The organism is Polluticoccus soli, from assembly GCF_029269745.1.
Classification (GTDB): Bacteria; Bacteroidota; Bacteroidia; order Chitinophagales; family Chitinophagaceae; genus Polluticoccus; species Polluticoccus soli.
In genome coordinates, this window is sequence record NZ_JARJHT010000002.1 from 970,304 (window position 1) to 988,466 (window position 18,163).

The 18,163-nt window shown below is 45.8% G+C and carries 17 protein-coding genes; 7 read left to right on the forward strand and 10 right to left on the reverse strand.

What is annotated here, in order from left to right; all coding sequences use genetic code 11:
* The first annotated feature begins 85 nt into the window (after positions 1 to 85).
* From gmk to P2W83_RS15090, 4 genes are all read left to right on the forward strand, one after another.
* A complete protein-coding gene (gene gmk, locus P2W83_RS15075; RefSeq protein ID WP_276134587.1) occupies positions 86 to 655 on the forward strand; it encodes a guanylate kinase in 570 nt (189 codons plus the stop codon).
* Between the two features lie 55 nt (positions 656 to 710).
* On the forward strand, positions 711 to 1,979 hold the full coding sequence (locus P2W83_RS15080) for a hemolysin family protein (protein ID WP_276134588.1): 1,269 nt from the start codon (positions 711 to 713) through the stop codon (positions 1,977 to 1,979).
* Positions 1,980 to 2,001: 22 nt separating this feature from the next.
* A complete protein-coding gene (locus P2W83_RS15085) occupies positions 2,002 to 2,529 on the forward strand; it encodes a 3-hydroxyanthranilate 3,4-dioxygenase (RefSeq protein WP_276134589.1) in 528 nt (175 codons plus the stop codon).
* A gap of 273 nt (positions 2,530 to 2,802) precedes the next feature.
* A complete protein-coding gene (locus P2W83_RS15090; protein ID WP_276134590.1) occupies positions 2,803 to 3,327 on the forward strand; it encodes a hypothetical protein in 525 nt (174 codons plus the stop codon).
* Positions 3,328 to 3,426: 99 nt separating this feature from the next.
* On the opposite strand, the gene P2W83_RS15095 is transcribed toward P2W83_RS15090, so the two are convergent.
* Both P2W83_RS15095 and P2W83_RS15100 read right to left on the reverse strand, forming a co-directional pair.
* Entirely contained in the window at positions 3,427 to 4,344 is a 918-nt protein-coding gene (locus P2W83_RS15095) for a pirin family protein (protein ID WP_276134591.1), read from the reverse strand.
* A gap of 71 nt (positions 4,345 to 4,415) precedes the next feature.
* The gene (locus tag P2W83_RS15100; RefSeq protein ID WP_276134592.1) at positions 4,416 to 5,573 is read right to left on the reverse strand and encodes an AI-2E family transporter; all 1,158 of its coding nucleotides are present in this window, start codon (positions 5,571 to 5,573) and stop codon (positions 4,416 to 4,418) included.
* 292 nt (positions 5,574 to 5,865) lie between these two features.
* Here P2W83_RS15100 and P2W83_RS15105 point away from each other — a divergent pair, with 292 nt between their 5' ends.
* Complete coding sequence (locus P2W83_RS15105; RefSeq protein WP_276134593.1) at positions 5,866 to 6,177, forward strand: YciI family protein; 312 nt, start codon at positions 5,866 to 5,868, stop codon at positions 6,175 to 6,177.
* A gap of 188 nt (positions 6,178 to 6,365) precedes the next feature.
* Here the strand turns inward: P2W83_RS15105 and P2W83_RS15110 are convergent, their stop codons facing one another.
* The 4 genes from P2W83_RS15110 to P2W83_RS15125 all read right to left on the reverse strand — a co-directional run bounded on the left by P2W83_RS15110 (position 6,366) and on the right by P2W83_RS15125 (position 10,820).
* Positions 6,366 to 6,722 (reverse strand): hypothetical protein, encoded by a 357-nt coding sequence (locus P2W83_RS15110; protein WP_276134594.1) that lies wholly within the window; start codon positions 6,720 to 6,722, stop codon positions 6,366 to 6,368.
* Positions 6,719 to 9,103 (reverse strand): penicillin acylase family protein, encoded by a 2,385-nt coding sequence (locus P2W83_RS15115; protein WP_276134595.1) that lies wholly within the window; start codon positions 9,101 to 9,103, stop codon positions 6,719 to 6,721. Before P2W83_RS15115 ends, P2W83_RS15110 begins: the two co-directional genes overlap by 4 nt.
* Before the next feature lie 100 nt (positions 9,104 to 9,203).
* Positions 9,204 to 10,175, reverse strand: coding sequence for a lytic transglycosylase domain-containing protein (locus P2W83_RS15120; protein WP_276134596.1), 972 nt, complete (start codon positions 10,173 to 10,175; stop codon positions 9,204 to 9,206).
* A gap of 420 nt (positions 10,176 to 10,595) precedes the next feature.
* Positions 10,596 to 10,820, reverse strand: coding sequence for a CDGSH iron-sulfur domain-containing protein (locus tag P2W83_RS15125; protein ID WP_276134597.1), 225 nt, complete (start codon positions 10,818 to 10,820; stop codon positions 10,596 to 10,598).
* Between the two features lie 80 nt (positions 10,821 to 10,900).
* On the opposite strand from P2W83_RS15125, the gene P2W83_RS15130 reads away from it, so the two are divergent.
* Together P2W83_RS15130 and sucC are read left to right on the forward strand one after the other, a co-directional pair.
* Positions 10,901 to 11,806, forward strand: a complete 906-nt coding sequence (locus P2W83_RS15130) for a DUF72 domain-containing protein (protein WP_276134598.1) — start codon at positions 10,901 to 10,903, stop codon at positions 11,804 to 11,806.
* 115 nt (positions 11,807 to 11,921) lie between these two features.
* Positions 11,922 to 13,142, forward strand: a complete 1,221-nt coding sequence (gene sucC / locus P2W83_RS15135) for an ADP-forming succinate--CoA ligase subunit beta (RefSeq protein WP_276134599.1) — start codon at positions 11,922 to 11,924, stop codon at positions 13,140 to 13,142.
* Positions 13,143 to 13,194: 52 nt separating this feature from the next.
* Here sucC and P2W83_RS15140 read toward each other — a convergent pair whose 3' ends face one another.
* The 4 genes from P2W83_RS15140 to P2W83_RS15155 all read right to left on the reverse strand — a co-directional run bounded on the left by P2W83_RS15140 (position 13,195) and on the right by P2W83_RS15155 (position 18,087).
* Positions 13,195 to 13,962, reverse strand: coding sequence for an exodeoxyribonuclease III (locus P2W83_RS15140; protein WP_276134600.1), 768 nt, complete (start codon positions 13,960 to 13,962; stop codon positions 13,195 to 13,197).
* A 2-nt stretch (positions 13,963 to 13,964) separates the two neighbouring features.
* Entirely contained in the window at positions 13,965 to 14,423 is a 459-nt protein-coding gene (locus tag P2W83_RS15145) for a heme-binding domain-containing protein (RefSeq protein WP_276134601.1), read from the reverse strand.
* 77 nt (positions 14,424 to 14,500) lie between these two features.
* Complete coding sequence (locus P2W83_RS15150) at positions 14,501 to 16,525, reverse strand: S9 family peptidase (protein WP_276134602.1); 2,025 nt, start codon at positions 16,523 to 16,525, stop codon at positions 14,501 to 14,503.
* A 44-nt stretch (positions 16,526 to 16,569) separates the two neighbouring features.
* A complete protein-coding gene (locus P2W83_RS15155; protein WP_276134603.1) occupies positions 16,570 to 18,087 on the reverse strand; it encodes an Ig-like domain-containing domain in 1,518 nt (505 codons plus the stop codon).
* Positions 18,088 to 18,163 lie beyond the last annotated feature (76 nt).

Here is an 18,163-nt window from a genome sequence, read left to right on the forward strand (position 1 = left end):
ATTCAAAGGTGCATGGTCCTCATGCACCTTTTTCGTTAGTAAAAGCCAAAATTATTTCCGTTCTTCGCACCCAATTCCGTTTCACTTGTCAGAAGGTAAGATCATAGTTATTACAGCTCCGTCAGGCTCGGGAAAGACCACACTGGTAAAACGCCTGCTGAATGCCTACCCCAAACTGGCATTCTCTGTGTCGGCCTGTACGCGTCAGCCACGCCCGGGTGAGGCCGATGGTAAAGACTATTATTTCTACAGCGAAGACCGTTTTAAAACGCTCGTTGATGAGAGTGCCTTCGTAGAATGGGAAATGGTATACACCGGTAAATACTACGGCACGCTGAAATCGGAACTGCAGCGTATATGGGACAACGGCCGCGTTCCGTTGGTCGATATCGATGTAAAAGGCGCCATAGCTATACAAGATGCATACCCTGACGCTTCACTGACCTTGTTTATCCAGGCACCCTCGCTCGAGATACTGCGTCAGCGCCTCGAATCGCGCGGTACCGAATCGGTCAGCAGCCTTGAGGAACGCATCAGTAAGGCCGGATTCGAACTCAGCTTTGCTACACAGTTCGATCGTATCATCATCAACGACAACCTGGAGGCGGCCACTACCGAACTGCTTGATACTGTGCAGGCTTTCGTGCAGGAATAGGCATATGGCATAATCTTTACGGTTTCAGTATTTTATTATCTTTGGTATTATGGATATGTCGAATTTATTGTTCTACATTTTTGGGTGTATTTTACTGATAGGATTTTTTGCAGGCACTGAAATAGCGTTCATATCTGCCAATAAGCTCAATATCGAGCTGCGCAAAAAGCAGGGCACCTTTTCCGGGCGCATACTGTCGCGCTTTATGGAAAACCCTTCTGAGTTCATCGGCACCAGTCTTGTTGGTGTCAATGTGCTGCTGGTTATCTACGGCTTACTGATGACCCGCCTCACGGAGCCATTCCTGGAAATGCTGCCACCGCCGCTTAATTCTGACTACATGCACCTGATCCTGGACACCTTCCTGGCTACGGTGGTCATCCTGATATTTGCAGAGTTTCTGCCCAAGGCGGTATTCCGTACCAAAGCAGAACAGGTGTTAGCACTCTTCAGCTTTCCGATGCTGATATCTTACTACATCCTCTACCCTTTTGCCAAGATATTTGTTTCGATCTCTGAGTTTATCCTGAAATACCTGTTCAACGTACGGATCAAAGAGAATCAAGCGATATTCAACCGTGTAGATCTCGAGGTATTTGTAAAACAAACCCTGCACGGCCACGAAACGGATAGCAACGAAGTGAATACCGAACTGTTTGAGAACGCACTCTACCTGGTAAATGTAAAGGTGCGCAAGTGTATGATACCACGCAACGAGGTAGAAGCCGTTGAGCTGAATACTCCGGTTGAGTCTGTCCGCAACAAGTTCATCGAAACAAAGCTGTCCAAGATCATCGTATACGAAGGTTCTATCGACAACATTGTTGGCTACCTGCATCATCTCGATCTGAGCCGCAGGCCCAAAGCCATCAAAGAAGTGCTGCACAGTATTTCGGCAGTTCCTGAGGCAATGAGTGCTGTAGACCTAATGAACCGCTTTACCCGCGAACGCAAAAGTATTGCATGGGTTATTGATGAATTTGGTGGCACCTCAGGTATAGTTACCATGGAGGATGTACTGGAAGAGATATTCGGCGATATCAACGATGAGTATGATGTTCAGGAACACGTAGAGAAACAAATAGCCGAAAGCGAATACATTTTCTCCGGACGTATAGAGCTTGACTACCTGAATGAGAAATACGGTTTCAATTTCCCCGAAGACGAGACTGAAACACTGTCGGGTTACATCATATCCCATCACGAGACGATCCCTAAAATAAAGGACCGCATCATTATCGATCATTACGAATTTGACATACTTTTAGTCACGGAAACAAGGATCGAAACTGTGAAGATGAAGGTCCTTAAAACGTATCAATAACAACTGATCAAAACGCACACATATGGCTGTTAGACGTCCTTTCAACCTGCACAACTGGATAGAAGAAAACCGTCACTTACTGAAACCACCTGTTGGCAATCAGCAGGTGTATAAAGAGGCCGGCGACTTTATTGTTATGGTTGTTGGTGGTCCCAACAGTCGTAAGGATTTTCACTACAACGAAAGCGAAGAGCTGTTTTACCAGCTGGAGGGCGATGTGGTTGTCCGGATATATGAAGACGGCAAGATCGTTGACATCCCCATTAAGGAAGGCGATATGTTCCTGTTGCCTGGCAAAACACCGCACTCACCACAGCGTGGTGAAAACACAGTTGGGCTGGTAATAGAAAAAGTGCGAGAAGATAAAGAGATCGACGGCTTCATCTGGTATTGCGAGAACTGCCACGAAAAGCTTTATGAAGAGTATTTTGAACTCACCGATATCGTTTCGCAGCTACCTCCGCTGATGCAACGTTTCTATTCGGATATTGAAAAACGAACCTGCAAGAATTGTGGCCATGTTATGGAGCCACCTGCACCAAAGAAATAAGACCTCTCTCTAAATTCAGGCCTCAGGTATTACTTGAGGCTTTTTTGCATATACCAGATAACAAGGGGTAGTATAATGACGGTTGCGCTGAAAAGGTATAAGAGTGTAAGCATGATCGACGGTTTAGCTAGTGTACTGAATCCGTTAATAGTCTTAAAAAATTATACCCTCTTTATTCCGATCTTTTTCCAAATAACTGGAAATCAGCAATGCCAATTTTTGATAGCGTTGGCAAAGTATTTATAATAAACCTTTTCAAAAACATATGCATTTATGAAAAAGCTATTAGCTATTTTGATCGTCGCCGCTTCTGTGGCATTTTTTACCTCGTGCAGCAACACTAAAGAAAGCGAGACCACAACATCAGATTCGCTAAGCACTACCGATGTTACAACAAGCAGCAGCACTACAACAACTACATATATAGACCCTGAAACAGGCGCTACAGTGACACGTGACGCATCAACAGGCTTTTATATCGACGCATCAGGCAATCCCGTAGAGTTTTATGTGGATGCAGTAACGCTCGATACTTTCTATGGTAAAACCGGCCAGAACGTGAACAATGCACTGATACATGTAGATAATGATCTGCGCCTCGATGAGTCGAAGATAAAAATAGATGAAGACGACATTAAAATTGAAAATCCCGACGGCAGCAAAACCAAAATAGAAGGAGATAAGATCAAGGTGAAGAATGCAGATGGAAGCAAATCCAAAATGGACGGCGATGAAACAAAAGTGAAAGACGGTGATGGCAAATTGAAAAGCACTGCCGAAGGAACTAAAACAAAATAGCACATTATAATACTAACCCGTTTCCAACGGAGGTCTGAACAATAAAGGTTGTGTAGTCATACACAACCTTTCTTTTTTGTAGAGCTATTTGCTCAACTATTATGAAAGACATTCTGGTGCAGGCGGTGCACTGCTGGCCGGTTTCGACTTATCTTCCGGCAGCGGTATGAACTCTTTGTTATCATTGGGCGGCAATAAGATCCGTCCGGCTTTCCAATCTGCTTTGGCTTGCTCGATCCGATCTTTGCGCGATGAAACAAAATTCCACCAGATATGCCGTTCGCCCAGTGGTTCTCCGCCAAGCAACAAAAGCTTAGTTTTTTCTTTTGCGCTGATGTGCGGATCACCACCTTTGGTAAACACAAGCATTTGCCCGGCTGAGTAAGTATGACCATTCACCTCTACACTACCCTTAGCCACGTATGCTCCACGTTCACTATAATTGTTTGGCAAAGCTATTTTAGCGCCTGCATCTAAAACCACATGCAGGTAAAACAACGGCGAGTGTGTCTTTACATGGTTACTTAGGCCATAAGCATTGCCGGCTATCAACCGCATCCATACACCGGTATCGGTGAATACGGGCAACTGACTCGCAGTATAGTTATCAAAAGTGGGCGCTTGTTCTTCGTCCTTTTCAGGCAAAGCAACCCAGGTTTGTACCATTTCAAGAGAGCCTGTACGTGTTGCCGGATCTTCGAACCGCTCGCTGTGCGCTATCCCACGGCCTGCCGTCATCCAGTTCACTTCACCGGGCCGTATTATCTGTTCTACACCCAAGCTATCGCGGTGGGTTACCTGCCCATCGAATAAATAGCTGACTGTTGAGAGACCAATGTGTGGATGCGGCAGCACATCCATGCTACTGCCGGATTGTACAGGCACGCTTACAGGTCCGGCATGATCCATAAAAATGAATGGTCCCACCATGCGCTTCAACCGAAACGGAAGAATACGGTTTACAGACAGCCCAGGGCCGATATTTGCTTTGCGTGCCTCTATTACAATGTCGAGCATAAGTTCTGCTTAAGAATTCTAAGTTAACCCCTAATTCATTTTCGTGCACTCATCCATCCGCCCCATTTTGTTTAGCTATCCGTGCTTTTATCTTTTTTCGCTTCTTCATCGATCTCCTCATTCCGTTTTCGTTCCAGCGAGTCTTTCATTTTCTGTACAGGTGTCTGTCCGGGTTTCTCTTTTTCATCCACAGGTTCTCCCAACAGTACACCCCACTGACGCAAAGGCGGCGTTTTCTCAAAAATGATCTTTAGCATCGCCATCAGTGGTATCGATAAGAACATGCCTGCAACACCGGCAAGTGCGCCACCTATGATGATGCCGACGATGCTTGCCAATGCATTCACCTGCACCCTTGAGCCTACTATGCGTGGCATCAGGATATTGTTATCAAGAAACTGAACAACGGCTATTGTGCCAAGTACAGCCCAGATATGCCACAATTCAGGCGAAGATGTAAGCGTTATCAGCACGCCCAGCACATTGCCAATAAGCGCACCGATGTACGGTATCAGGTTGAGTATGCCGAACATTAACCCAATGAGGATGGCATGCTTGATGCCAAATAGCATGAGTATGCCGCCCACCAAAACAGTGAGATAGGTAATCTGAATCAGCAACCCAACGAGGTAATACTTTACGATGGTCTCGGTTTCATTGAAGGCATTTTCCACCTCTCCGTGATTTTCCTGACTGAACCAGAGAAAGACAAATTTGCGTATAAGCTGCCTGTAAAACAGGATCAGGAAAATATAGATCGGTAACAAACCAATAAAGACCAACACACCACCCAAGGTTAGCGCGGCTCCTTGCAAGGTACCAGCAACATTGTTACCCAGGTTGCCGATCTGAGTATTAATAACAGCCAGTTGCCTTTGTATGGGAATATTCCAGTGGCTCTCGATCCAGTGGCTGATAGCCTGCCAGTGATGGTTGAGATTTTTCTGCATCTCTGGTATGTCGTTTAGCAGACTGGCCACCTGGAAGCTAAAGAACGTACCGATGCCGGCTACAACAAGTATTAGCAACACGAGCGACATACCTATGGCAACGACTTCAGGCAGCTTACGTCCGCGCAGCCACCTTAGAACCGGCAACAACAGCAAAGCCAGGAAGCCGGCCATGATCAGGGGCATAATGATATCGCGACCTTTAGTAATGATATAACCCAGCCCGCACAAACCCAGCAATTCAATAGATCGGCGAACCGTTACAGGTAATTTGTTCATTATAGCTTTAGTGCTGTTTTCGTTACACAAGATAACGCTTTCAGCTGTTTTTGTTATGTACGAATGTCAATACGAGGCGCCGGAACTTACTTTTCAGGACAGGTAATTTCATTACGCCTTGACTACTTGCCTCTTATATCTGAATCTTTCGTTCGGCATATCACCAGGATGCCACTGCCTGTTGAACAGCCAGGTCAATAAGAGCTATTTGACAGTCCGACATCAACCCACGCATTTTGTCAACATACAAATTTTGTGTATTTTTGCTATAATAATCAAAACAGCGGATTTTATGAACAAACAATACTTCTTCGTCAAACTGAATCCCTGCCGACCCGACTTTGCACAGACAATGACGCCTGAAGAAAATGACATCATGCAACAACATGTTGGCTACTGGATGAAATATATGCACGAAGGCAAGGTCCTGGTGTTCGGCCCGGTATTAGATCCTCAGGCTGTATACGGTGTAGGTGTTGTTGCCGTTGAGAACAAGGAAGAATTGGAGCGAATAATTGACGGTGATCCGGCGTCCAAACTTAACAAGTACGAATTCCACCCGATGCGCGCAATGATTGCTAACAGCCTGGTTAATAGCAACTAAGAGACATGAAACACCTTATAGCACCCCGGTTACGCTCAAAAAGTGCCGGGGTCTTTTTTTGTATCGACCGCAAAATGACAACAATTGACAACAAAATAGCGTTTGAATGAAAAATTGCAGCCGTTGGAATTCGACAACATTCTGTAACAAATTGGCGACAGATTACAGTCTGGAATTGGCTTTTAGAATTACGGTGCTATTCGGCGAAAAGCTCGATTCATCAGCGCCCCAGCCCAGCCGGCCAATCCAGCAACCAGGCCACCGACCACAAGATTGACAACTATGAACAGAAAAGCCCCCGGCAAACTAAACAGTTTTGCCATCCGTGAAGACAAAATATGATCATTCGGTATGTCCCTCACCAGTATCACTACCAACCAAAGCAGGCAAATACCTGCCGCCGATAACAGAAAGGCATTAACGGGTCTCAGTTGCCAGGCAATAGCCAGTACAAAGGGAATGACCGCTATCATCCACCAGGGCAGGAACCAGGTAGCGATACCAGCCAGTAAGGCAATGATCAGTGGATATATGAGGTTTCTCATTTTGCAGGTTGAATTTTCCAGGTGTGCTTTACGGTTTTATTGTCAGGCGTCTGGCCTTCAGGCACGAAGGACAGACGATAGTACTCGCCTTTTACCCATTTATCGAGAAATGTCGCATAATACTTGCTGCCGGGATTTCCCGACTGGCCACCGGGATATACGCCATAGCCTTCTATTTCATTGCCCATTTGCACTACCATGCGCCACGATGGTCCATGGTCCACCTTCATGGCGTTAGGCGTATTACCCCACCCGCCAATAGGCAGTTCCAGATAACTGAATGCCGGTAATTTGGTGAGGTGACGCACCATTGGCTTTTTGACTTTGTACCATTCCAGACCATCGTTGTCCACTTTGTCGAGACTGTCTGCAGCCTGGGCAAAACTGGCAGTCGCCAATTCACGCAAACCTTTTATGGCAGTGTCGGCCTGCATCAATTGCATGGTACGCTCCGGCGACGGCATCAGGTTGTCTGGCACCTTGTTGAAACGGTCTTTCCATATAGCCATGTACAAGAAGTGCGACCATATCTGGAAGACCGATGCGGCTTTGCTTTTAGCGGCAAGTCTGTAATCCCAGCCGGCCAGCGTATTGAGGTATTCTCGTTGCTTGCCTTGTACATGGCTTGAATCGAGATGGCGCAGCATCACAGGCAGCGTATTGGCAGCCAGTATAGAATACACATCATTCTGTAGGGCAAACATATCCTGGACGGTGGCTTTCTTCAATTGCCCTAACACTTGGTTGATACGCCACGCCCGGAACTCGTAGAACAGTCCGTTGTAGTAATATGGGTAGGTGCCATCTGTAACGGACTGATTGGCTGAGCTAAGAAACCCCTGCGCCGGATTCATAGCATGTGGATTCTCGCTCATGGGAATAAGTTCTTTCCATAATGTGGAGCTGTCGGTACCGTTCATGACAAACCGTCCCTGTTCCTTCCATTTGTTCACGAACTGGCCCTGGCCCCATAGTGCTATGTTTCCTTGCCGGTCGGCATAGATTGCGTTCTGCCCGGGACACTGGAATTGCTGAATAGCAAAGACAAAGGAGTTATAATCGGTAGCGCGGTTCAAAAGATAGATGGAAAGATATTCGTTGGTACCCTTGTGTGCCATCCAGGTGAGCGCCAGCGGCTTCTTCAAACCACCGGGGCCATGAAATTCTTCATCGTAAATAACAGGCCCATGCAAAGTGTATTTGACATGATCAATATAATCAGGCTTGCCTTTTATTTTAATGACCTCATCTTTTATCGTCAAAGGCACGTCTTTACCATTGAAGAGATAACTTTTATCATCTTTCAGCTCCACTGCGTAAAAGTCCTTTACGTCGCGGTAATTGTTGGTAAATCCCCAGGAGAGGTGATCATTAAAACCAATGACCACACCCGGCGCACCTGGCAAAGACACTCCGTATACATTAATACCCGGTGCCTGCAATTGCACCTCAAACCAAAGGCTGGGCAAATTGAGACCAAGATGCGGATCATTTGCAAGAATAGGCGCACCACTCGCTGTTCGGGAACCGCTAACTGCCCAATTGTTGCTACCCTTCCCTTCTTCGTTTTGTTCAACGAAGTCCGCAGAATCAAGATGTGCCCATGCAAGGCTATCAGGCGGCGCCGCAGGTTGTTTCATCGAGGGTACAGAATAAATGGACCCCGTTGGTATCACAGGGGTACTTCCATTGATCCTTTCAGGGAAAAGGTCTTCGAATTGTTCTTTCGTATAGCGTTCGCGCAAAATGGACAGGGCAATATCATCGGTCTTGCCCGTAAGATCATCAGCCATGTACTTAAGCAACAAGGCGCTTTTCAAATTGGTCCACGGCTCAGGTTCAAAGCCCATCAGCTTATATTCTATGGGAAGATTACGGTAGTTAAGAGAAGCTATATATTCGTTCACGCCGGTCTTATAAGCATCCAGCATTTGCTTGGTACGCGGGTCCGCTTCCATTGCTGCCAGCGACTTTTCTGCACCGAATACCATGCCTTTACGCCTCTGCTCTCTATCAAACCGCAGAGCCTTTTTGCCCAGCACCTCGCTTACCCGGCCACCAGCTGCACGGGTCTGCAGATCCATCTGCCAAAGGCGGAAATATGCATGAATGTAACCCTGCACAAAATAGAGGTCATGGTCATTGGCTGCTTTGATGTGTGGTACAAGGCGATCGTCAAACCAAACTTGCACTGGTTGCTGAAGCGAGGAAGTAGAAAATTCAAGGCTGAAGTCATCGTCAACGGATTCAGCACTGGCCATTGCGCCGTTAATGGGGTCCAGCAATCGCCCCAAAGCGGGCAAGCTACCAAGAGGTCTGTCGAGTAGTATGATGAGGACAGTGACAAATACCAGGGCCAGTACAGCGAACAATTTCCGCATAGGAAATCTTTGTTTTATTAAAGCTAACAATTTTAGCTTATACCGGATAAACAAAAAACCCATGCCTAAGCATGGGTTCTTGAAATGGATCGCTATTCTTTTATCCGTTATCCACGGGCACTTCGATATTATATGACTTACCGCCTCTTACTGTAAGCCTTGTATCTCGCAACCATGGATTGAGCATCCTTAATACCTTGTATGATGTCCCATTCTCGATCGCGAACTGTGGCAGATCTTCAATGGTGCTGGTTACTTCCACTTTCTTAGTATTTACCGGCTTGTACGAGTCCTCAGCCGAAACCATGAAACCCAATTTTTCCGACTGGGTCAAAATGTACTTGAACGCCAGGATGCGGAATACATAGCGCATGGTCTCTTCAGGCATATGCAGGTCGTAGTAGCTGTTCTTATATTGCTGATTGGCAAACTTATTAACACCACCCATTCCTACGTTGTACGATGCTGCAGCCATAGTCCACGAACCGAACTTCTCGTATGCTTCCTTCAGGTATTTAGCCGCGGCCTCAGCACCTTTTTCTACATTATAGCGTTCATCGATCTCACCGTTTACTTCCAGCCCGTATGTTGGAGCGGTCTTTGGCATGAACTGCCAGAAACCAGCAGCACCTACGGGAGAAACTACGTTACGCAATCCACTCTCTGCTACAGCCAGGTATTTGAAATCTTCAGGAACACCGTACTCCTTCAACTTCTCCTCAATGATCGGAAAATACCTTGTTGACAAACGTATGATCGAGATCATAGCGTTTGGATTATAGTAGTTGTAAGTCAACTCACGATCAAACTGCTCACGTACATCCCACCTATGCAGGGGAACGGCTTCACCGGCAAAGTTCATTGAAGCAGGCAATGTAGGCGGATACCATTTGAACTGTATCTTACCTTCCTTGCTGATCTCGGCTACGGCAGCATCAACTGCAGCTGCCTTCTCCATGTCTATACGTTGCTCCGTTTCCTCGGCCGCACGGAAGGCGAGACCGGTAAAAACCGATGCACTTAGGAATATACCGGCAAAGAAATACGCTATAGGTTTAACTGTTTTCTTCATAGTCTAGTTTTTGAATTCGAACAAGGCAAAGGTACCCCTAACAACTGGTATAATTTTTTTTCGTGATGGGTTATAACGTTTCGTTCAGTTAAAGAGTGATATTCCGCAGTATATATGTGAAAACGACTGTAAAACTGTTAAAGAATTTAACAGTGAATGTGGGCGAACCGTTGCTTAAACTCTACGATTTGATTGCTTCATATCCGAAAGTAAACGACCTGAAAATTGCCCTCGGACGCGGTTTGAGACAGATTCTAGGCCAAGAAAATTAGTCATAATGCCCGGGGGTGAAGAATTGCATATAGCTTCGCCACCACTTATGCGGCGCAGGAGTGGAAACTTAAGATTTGCATCAAGATCGGCCTTCGAAAACTGTGTCAAGAACAAAGGCTGAAAGCAAGAACTCTTCCTGGAATTAGATTAAACTTTTTTAGGAGGTAATGCGAACGCAATCGCCTCGTGCTCGAAGTGGCCTTTGTGTGAAGCGTCGCAAAATGGTTTATTCTTGGAGAGACCGCACCTGCATATCGATACTACTGTCCTTCCGCCAAGGTCATACACGTTTCCTTCCTTGTCTACTATTTCGAAATCGCCTTCTACCTTCAGTGAACCGTTACTGTTAACAGTGATCTTAGTTGCAGCCATAATTTTATTTGAGCCGTAAAAGTAATCTACTTGCCGAAAACTTATGTGTCCTCAATGTATCTTTACTCAAATACTCAGCTATGGAATTTGGAAAGGTAACCGATGCCGAACTCAAACAGATAGACTTCACGTTACCACCAGATCCTCCTGGAACAAAAGAGGTTCTGAAAAAAGGTAAGGGCAAAACGAAATTCTATATCGGCTGCGCTAAATGGGGCCGAAAGGATTGGGTAGGCAAACTGTACCCGGTTGGCACTAAGGAAAAAGATTTCCTCGAGCATTACGCGGGACTTTTCAACTGTATTGAGTTTAATGCCACGTTCTATAAATCGCCCACAGCAGACCAGGTATTGAAGTGGAAGGAAAAAGTCCCTAATAACTTCCTGTTTTGTCCCAAGTTCCCCCAAACCATCACTCACCTAAAACGATTAAAGAATGTCGACAGGGAGCTTGATGACTACCTTGCCGCGATAACTGAGTTTGGCAAGAATCTTGGCCCGATATTCCTGCTGCCCAATCCACAGATGGCTCCTAAGTCAATGGAAAATATTACCGGGTTCATGGAAAACTTTCCTAAGGACATGGACCTTTTCCTTGAGCTTCGCCACGCCGACTGGTATAAAGATGAATATGGCTTTAACCAGGAACTCTTTGATTTCCTTCGCAAGAAAAAGAGGGGAACTATCATAACCGATGCCGCCGGCCGACGCGATTGTGTACACATGCACCTATCCACACCAGAATGCTTCATTCGCTTTGTCGGCAACTCCCTACACGAAACCGATTACGAGCGCATTGATGACTGGGTAAAGCGCATTAAAAAATGGATGAAAGAAGGGCTGGAAACCTGCTATTTTTTCATGCACCAGCACGAGGAGCTTCACTCTCCCGAGTTGATCAAGTATTTTATCGAGCAATTAAATAAGCATGCAGGAACTGAAATATCTGTTCCAAAAATGCAATATGAAGGCGATTTGTTCAAATAATCTCAAAGAAGGCACACATATTAAACATTTACCAGACTTATAATAATAGAGAATTGCCGTCAGCGATTTTCTTTTGCACAATTATCTATTATCTTCGCCCAAATTTTTTGCAACTATGAATTTGCACGAATACCAGGCCAAAGAGCTGCTGAAACGATATAACGTACCTACACAGTCGGGCATTGCCGTATCAACTGTTGACGAAGCTGTACGCGCATACAAACAAATATCTGTTGACTCAGGAACGAAGTTCGCTGTAGTTAAAGCACAGATACATGCAGGTGGCCGAGGTAAGGGCACAATGAAGGAAGTGCCGGAACAACACGGTGTAAAAGTGATAAAGAGTGCAGAAGATGTAGAAACAGTTGCAAAGAATATCCTGGGGAATACGCTGGTTACTATACAAACCGGCGCAGCAGGTAAAGTAGTTCATAAGATCCTAGTTGCCCAGGACATGTACTATGATGGTCCTAGCGAACGTAAAGAATTCTACCTCTCTATCCTGTTGGATCGCGCTAAGAAGCAAAACGTGATCATGTACAGCACAGAAGGCGGTATGGACATTGAAGAAGTGGCACACAACACCCCTGAGAAGATATATAGAGAGTGGGTTGCTCCTAACATGACACTGCAGCCATTCCAGGCTCGCAAAATAGCTTTCAATTTCGGCCTGAGCGGCGAAGCGTTCAAGAACATGGTAAAATTCGTAACCAACCTGTATAATGCATACGTTGGCTTGGATTGCGCTATGCTTGAAATCAACCCCCTGTTCAAATCGGCTGATGATAAGATATTCGCTGTTGACTGCAAGATGAACCTGGATGACAACGCATTGATGCGTCATCCTGACCTGGCAGATATGCGCGATAAAAATGAAGAAGATCCTACAGAAGTAGAAGCTGCTGAACACAACCTGAACTATGTAAAACTGGACGGTAACGTAGGTTGCATGGTGAACGGCGCTGGTCTGGCAATGGCTACTATGGATATGATCAAACTGGCAGGTGGCGAACCAGCCAACTTCCTGGACGTAGGTGGTACTGCCAACGCTCAAACAGTTGAGGCAGGCTTCCGTATCATCCTGAAAGATCCAAACGTAAAAGCTATACTGATCAACATCTTCGGCGGTATCGTTCGTTGCGACCGTGTTGCAGCTGGTGTTATCGAAGCTTACAACAAACTGGGTAACATCAACATCCCGATCATCGTACGCCTGCAAGGCACTAACGCTGAACAAGCAAAAGAACTGATCGAGAATTCAGGTCTAAAAGTACAGTCGGCTATCCTGCTGAGCGAAGCTGCAGAACTTGTACAGCAAGCTGTTAGCGCTAACTAATCTTAACAGAATACAATAAATAAAGCCCGGTTTAATAACCGGGCTTTATTATTTAGAAGTCGATCTCCACAAATGCGGGACAGTGGTCGGAATGCTTTACGTCCGGATGGATGGCTGCCCCTTTCAATGCACTGCGTAGTGGTTCAGTGACACTGATGTAATCGATACGCCAGCCTTTGTTTTGCTCGCGGACAGTAGGAAACCTACTACTCCACCATGTGTAATGATGGGGATTCTCGTTGAATACGCGAAAGGTATCTACATACCCATTTTCATAAAACTTATCCATCCACGCACGTTCTTCTGGCAAGAAGCCACTAGTTTTCTTATTGCCAACCGGATTGTGAATGTCGATAGACTTATGCGCAATATTATAGTCTCCTACAATAATCAGTTTCGGACGCACTTTCCTCAATTCTTCGAGGTATTCAAAGAACTCATCCAGCCACTGGTATTTATAAGTTTGCCTGATCTCTCCACTCGTTCCGCTGGGATAATAGGCATTGACCAATGTGACGTCTCCAAAGTCTGCACGCAATACTCTACCCTCTGCATCGCTCTGCATGATGCCATTGCCGTAGAACACATTATCTGCCCTGCGCTTGCTGAATATTGCTACACCACTATAGCCTTTTTTCTCTGCAGAGAACCAGTAGGTATCAAATCCCAGCGCTTCGATAGCAGCAAAGTCTACATTCTCTTTTTCTGCTTTTATTTCCTGCAGGCAAATGATATCGGCAGGATCGGTTTTCAGCCAATCAATAAACCCCTTTTTGATGGCACTTCTGATGCCGTTGATATTGTAAGTAATGATCCTCATAACTATTGTTGTGCTGCTATTTGCTGTTGCAATGATTTTGCCCAGGCGAGCAACAGGTCTCTATCTTCTTTTGAAAGCTTAGCCTCATGGTGTATAATGGTATAACTGGACAACGGCATCTCGCCCCCCTCTACCGTTTCGCCAACTTCCTCCAGCTTATGCGCTTGCTTCTTTTTATTGTAGCTGGCAAACTCTGAAAAGTTAAGATGTTCCTTACCTTCATCTACATGGTTCTGCAACCAGAGGCCAACAGGTTGGATATTTGTATACCATGGATACTTAGTACTATTACTGTGGCAATCATAGCAGGCTTTCTGAAGCACCAACTGTATATTGGCAGGTACATCGTAGTGCGATGTGATATCGTTGGGGCTTTGTGCATTCGACTGATTTCGCTCAGGACGTATGAATTGAATGGCTACTAGTAGTATCAACAAAACTATCAGAACCTTCTTAAGCATCGTTTTCGATTTTGAGCAAAATAAAATAAACGCTGCAACATATGGTGTTACAGCGTTTATAAAAAGAGAAATTCATTTTATTTCAATGTCTCATCCAGCCATTTAAAGAACTCGCGCTGCCAGGCAATACCATTCTGCGCATGCAATACCCAGTGGTTCTCGTTAGGGAAGTAAAGCAATTTGCTCTTAATACCGCGCAACTGCGCCGCCTGGAAGGCTTCCAAACCTTGTTCTATCGGTACACGGTAATCAGTACCGCCTTGTACGATCATGATCGGGGCATTCCATTTGTCAACAAAGTTGCTTGGATTAAATTTTTCGTATCCCGATGGTATTGGCTTTCGCCAATATGCGCCACCTAAGTCCCAGTTAGCAAACCAAAGTTCCTCTGTTGTGCCATACCAGCTTTTCATATCAAACAGGCCGTCGTGGGCAATGAAAGACTTGAACCTATTATCGTGCATGCCAGCCAGCATGAACACGCTATAACCACCATAGCTGGCGCCTACGCAACCAAGGCGACTTTTGTCCACATAGTTTTCCTTCGATACGTCATCTATTGCAGCCAGGTAGTCGCGCATTGGCTGACCACCCCAGTCTTTACTGATATCCTCGTTCCATTTTACACCCCAACCTGGCATACCGCGGCGGTTGGGCGCTACCACGATATATCCTTGTGCAGCCATCAGCTGGAAATTCCAACGGAAACTATAAAACTGTGATAATGCGGACTGAGGGCCACCCTGGCAATAGAGCAAGGTTGGATATTTCTTAGCTGGATTAAAGTCCGGTGGATATACCACCCACACACCCATCTGCTTTCCATCAGACGTTGGAACCATACGCAGCTCAGTATTGCTTTGACTCAAAGAATTGTAAGTTGCATCGTTCTCATGCGTTACTTGCTTCATTGCGCCATTGGCTAATTGAACTGTGTACAGCTCAGCTGCATGGTTCATATCGGTGCGTGATATCACCAGCTCTTTGTTCGATGACTGGCCAACAATTCCGGTTACATCGAATTTACCATCAGTGACCTGGCGAATTACAGGAGACATTTTACCTAAACGGCTGGCAGGAAGCTTCACTTCAAACAATTGTTGTGTGCCTTTCCACGGTGCAGTAAAGTAAATTGCGCTACCCGATTTATCCCAGGCAAAGCCTTCAACGGTACCATCCCAACCACCGGTCATGTTCACCTTGTATCCTTGCTCCTTACCCAGGTCCATTACCAACAGATCGCTCTTATCAGCCTCAAAGCCATCGCGCCTCATGCTGGTCCAGGCAATACGCTTACCATCTGGGCTGAACAGGGGTTGCGTATCGTAGCCCTCCATGTTTGCAGTCCAATTGGTAGTTGTGCCGCTTTCGAGGTTGTAGTAGTACAGGTCCGTGTTAGTGCTTTGCGCGTATTCCTTCCCAAATTTTTTCTTGCTCACGTACAACAGCCCTTTACTATCGGGCGACCAAACGAAGTCTTCTATACCTCCGAAAGGCTTTTGAGGAGAATCGTATGGCTCATTCAACATGAGGTCTTTGATCGTACCGTCTTTGGCACTGTAGATGAACACGTGCTGAAACTTACCATCCTCCCAGGTATCCCAGTGACGATAGTTCAGGTCTGTATATACCTGTGCTGTAGTTTTAGGCAGGTCGTTGTAAATGTCGGTGCCCATCATCGGTTTTAGCAGTACTTCGCGCGAGAAGGCTACGTACTTACCATTGGGTGATACCCGAATGTTATCAGCATCTCTCAGGCCATTGTATACCTGCGACCAGTTCATGCCGTTATCTGTACTGCGGTATATGTTATTCTCTGCTGTGGCATAGATGGTTTCCTTGTCGCGTTGGAAATAGCTTTTCCCACCGGAAAGGGCCCATTCTTTTTGCTTGCCGGTTTGCAGGTCAAGTTCGTATTCTTTATTGGTCGACTTTTCAGTTTGCCAGTCTATCTGGCGAGTCGAAAAGTATAACGTCCTTCCATCATCACTAACGCTGACACCACTTACACGTTTAAGGCTCCAAAGTAGCTCAGGCGTCATTTTGTTTTGAGCCTGGCAATAAGCTGAAGCCAGTAACAAGGGGAGTAATAAATATTTCATAAACAGGTTTTGTTAGAAAGCGTTTAAATATAAATCGAACAAGATCATGGTTTATCCCGCTTAGGGGGTGATGACTTCCCTGAATTAGTACCCCGTGCTCCTGCCCTTTTCGCGGGAGGTGCTGGTTCAAAATCAATGGTATTGTCCCAACCTGGCCTGAGTTGCAAAGCTTCGTGATAAGGTATCACTTCTTCGGGTTGTATCTCTTCAAACAGGTCGCCGGTATCCCAGAAGCCATTACCGTTCTCGTCCACTATGATACGCATTTTATAGCTGCCAGGTTGAAGTCTTGATAAATGCACCATAGTGTCGACCACGGGCTTCTGGTAGACTGTGTCGGTCTCGTTATTGACCATTAATACGTACTTAGAGCTTCTGTATTTAGATGGAAGGTGAATATGCAGCCGTGCATAATCTTCATCGCTTTTTGTTCTAAACGTGTACCGCGATGGCATGGCATCTGTCATTGCAGAATCTTTTGCAAAACCTTTTAACAGTCGCAGGGTGTACACCGTATTTTCCTTCCAGTGGGTATTCAACCAGAGGCGTTCCTCGCGAACTGTATCAAATCCAAGCGTAAAATCTGATTCTACAGCTATATCAGCACTATCAAAGGTCAAATTGACACGTCCTTTTACAATGCTGTCGACCAGTTTGTTGAACGTGATGTACAATGGCTTTGTAATATCGAAGGTGCGTTTACGCGCATCGCTGGTGTCGACAGCCACACTGTAGAAAAAACCTTCACGTTCGGCTCCTCTTGAACGCGCAGCCAATTTGCCCGAGGCCATGGAAACAGTCGAATCCATGCCGAGCGTATCCACCAGTTTTTCTTTAAATCGTTTTAGCACGATTGAAGGACTTACACTGTCAATCGGTGTAACGAGGCTGTCAAGAAAGGCTATTGTTTCTTCACCCCCATCATACACCAGGTTGCCATTTCCGTCGTTCAATGCATAGATACGGAATGCTCTTTGAGGAAGTCCCTTGATAGAAAAGTGGCCACCAGCCTGCACAGGAGCTACGTACACTGGTTTTTCACGAACCACTACACTGTCTGACGTCGCAGCTTCGTATAACATTACAACTCCACCACTGTCAGGCAACCCTGCCGCAGCATTCAAAACAATGCCATCAAGATTTAGCGAGTCGAAATAACTGCCCGTACTAAATGTATATGCATAGTTGGTAAATACATTCCCTTCGTGCAGATCGCTGATCGCATTACCAAAGGTGAGGCGGTATGTGGTGTTGTCGTTGAGCAGCGTGTCAGGAATTTCCACGTACACCCTTCGGCCTACGTTCGTCACGCTTATTGGCAGCTTGAGCAACGGCGATACCTGAACTTCGGTAGAAGCATTATTCACGTTAATGAACTCGTTGAAACGCATCTCTATCTTCGTCACTCGCCTTTCAAGTTGCGAATCAGCTGGCGATATGGACGCCAGTTTAGGAGGGGTTGTATCCTTCTTGCCTCCGCTGGGTGGTACTATGTTAGCACAACCCGCTACAACCCCAGACAATATGAAAATCAAAAAAACGCGGAAACAGATGGATTTCATCGGGCTCAAAAATAACATTTCAGACAGGGTTTGCACACAGTGATAAGGATAAAAGTGCTAGGTTTGTATCAATTTT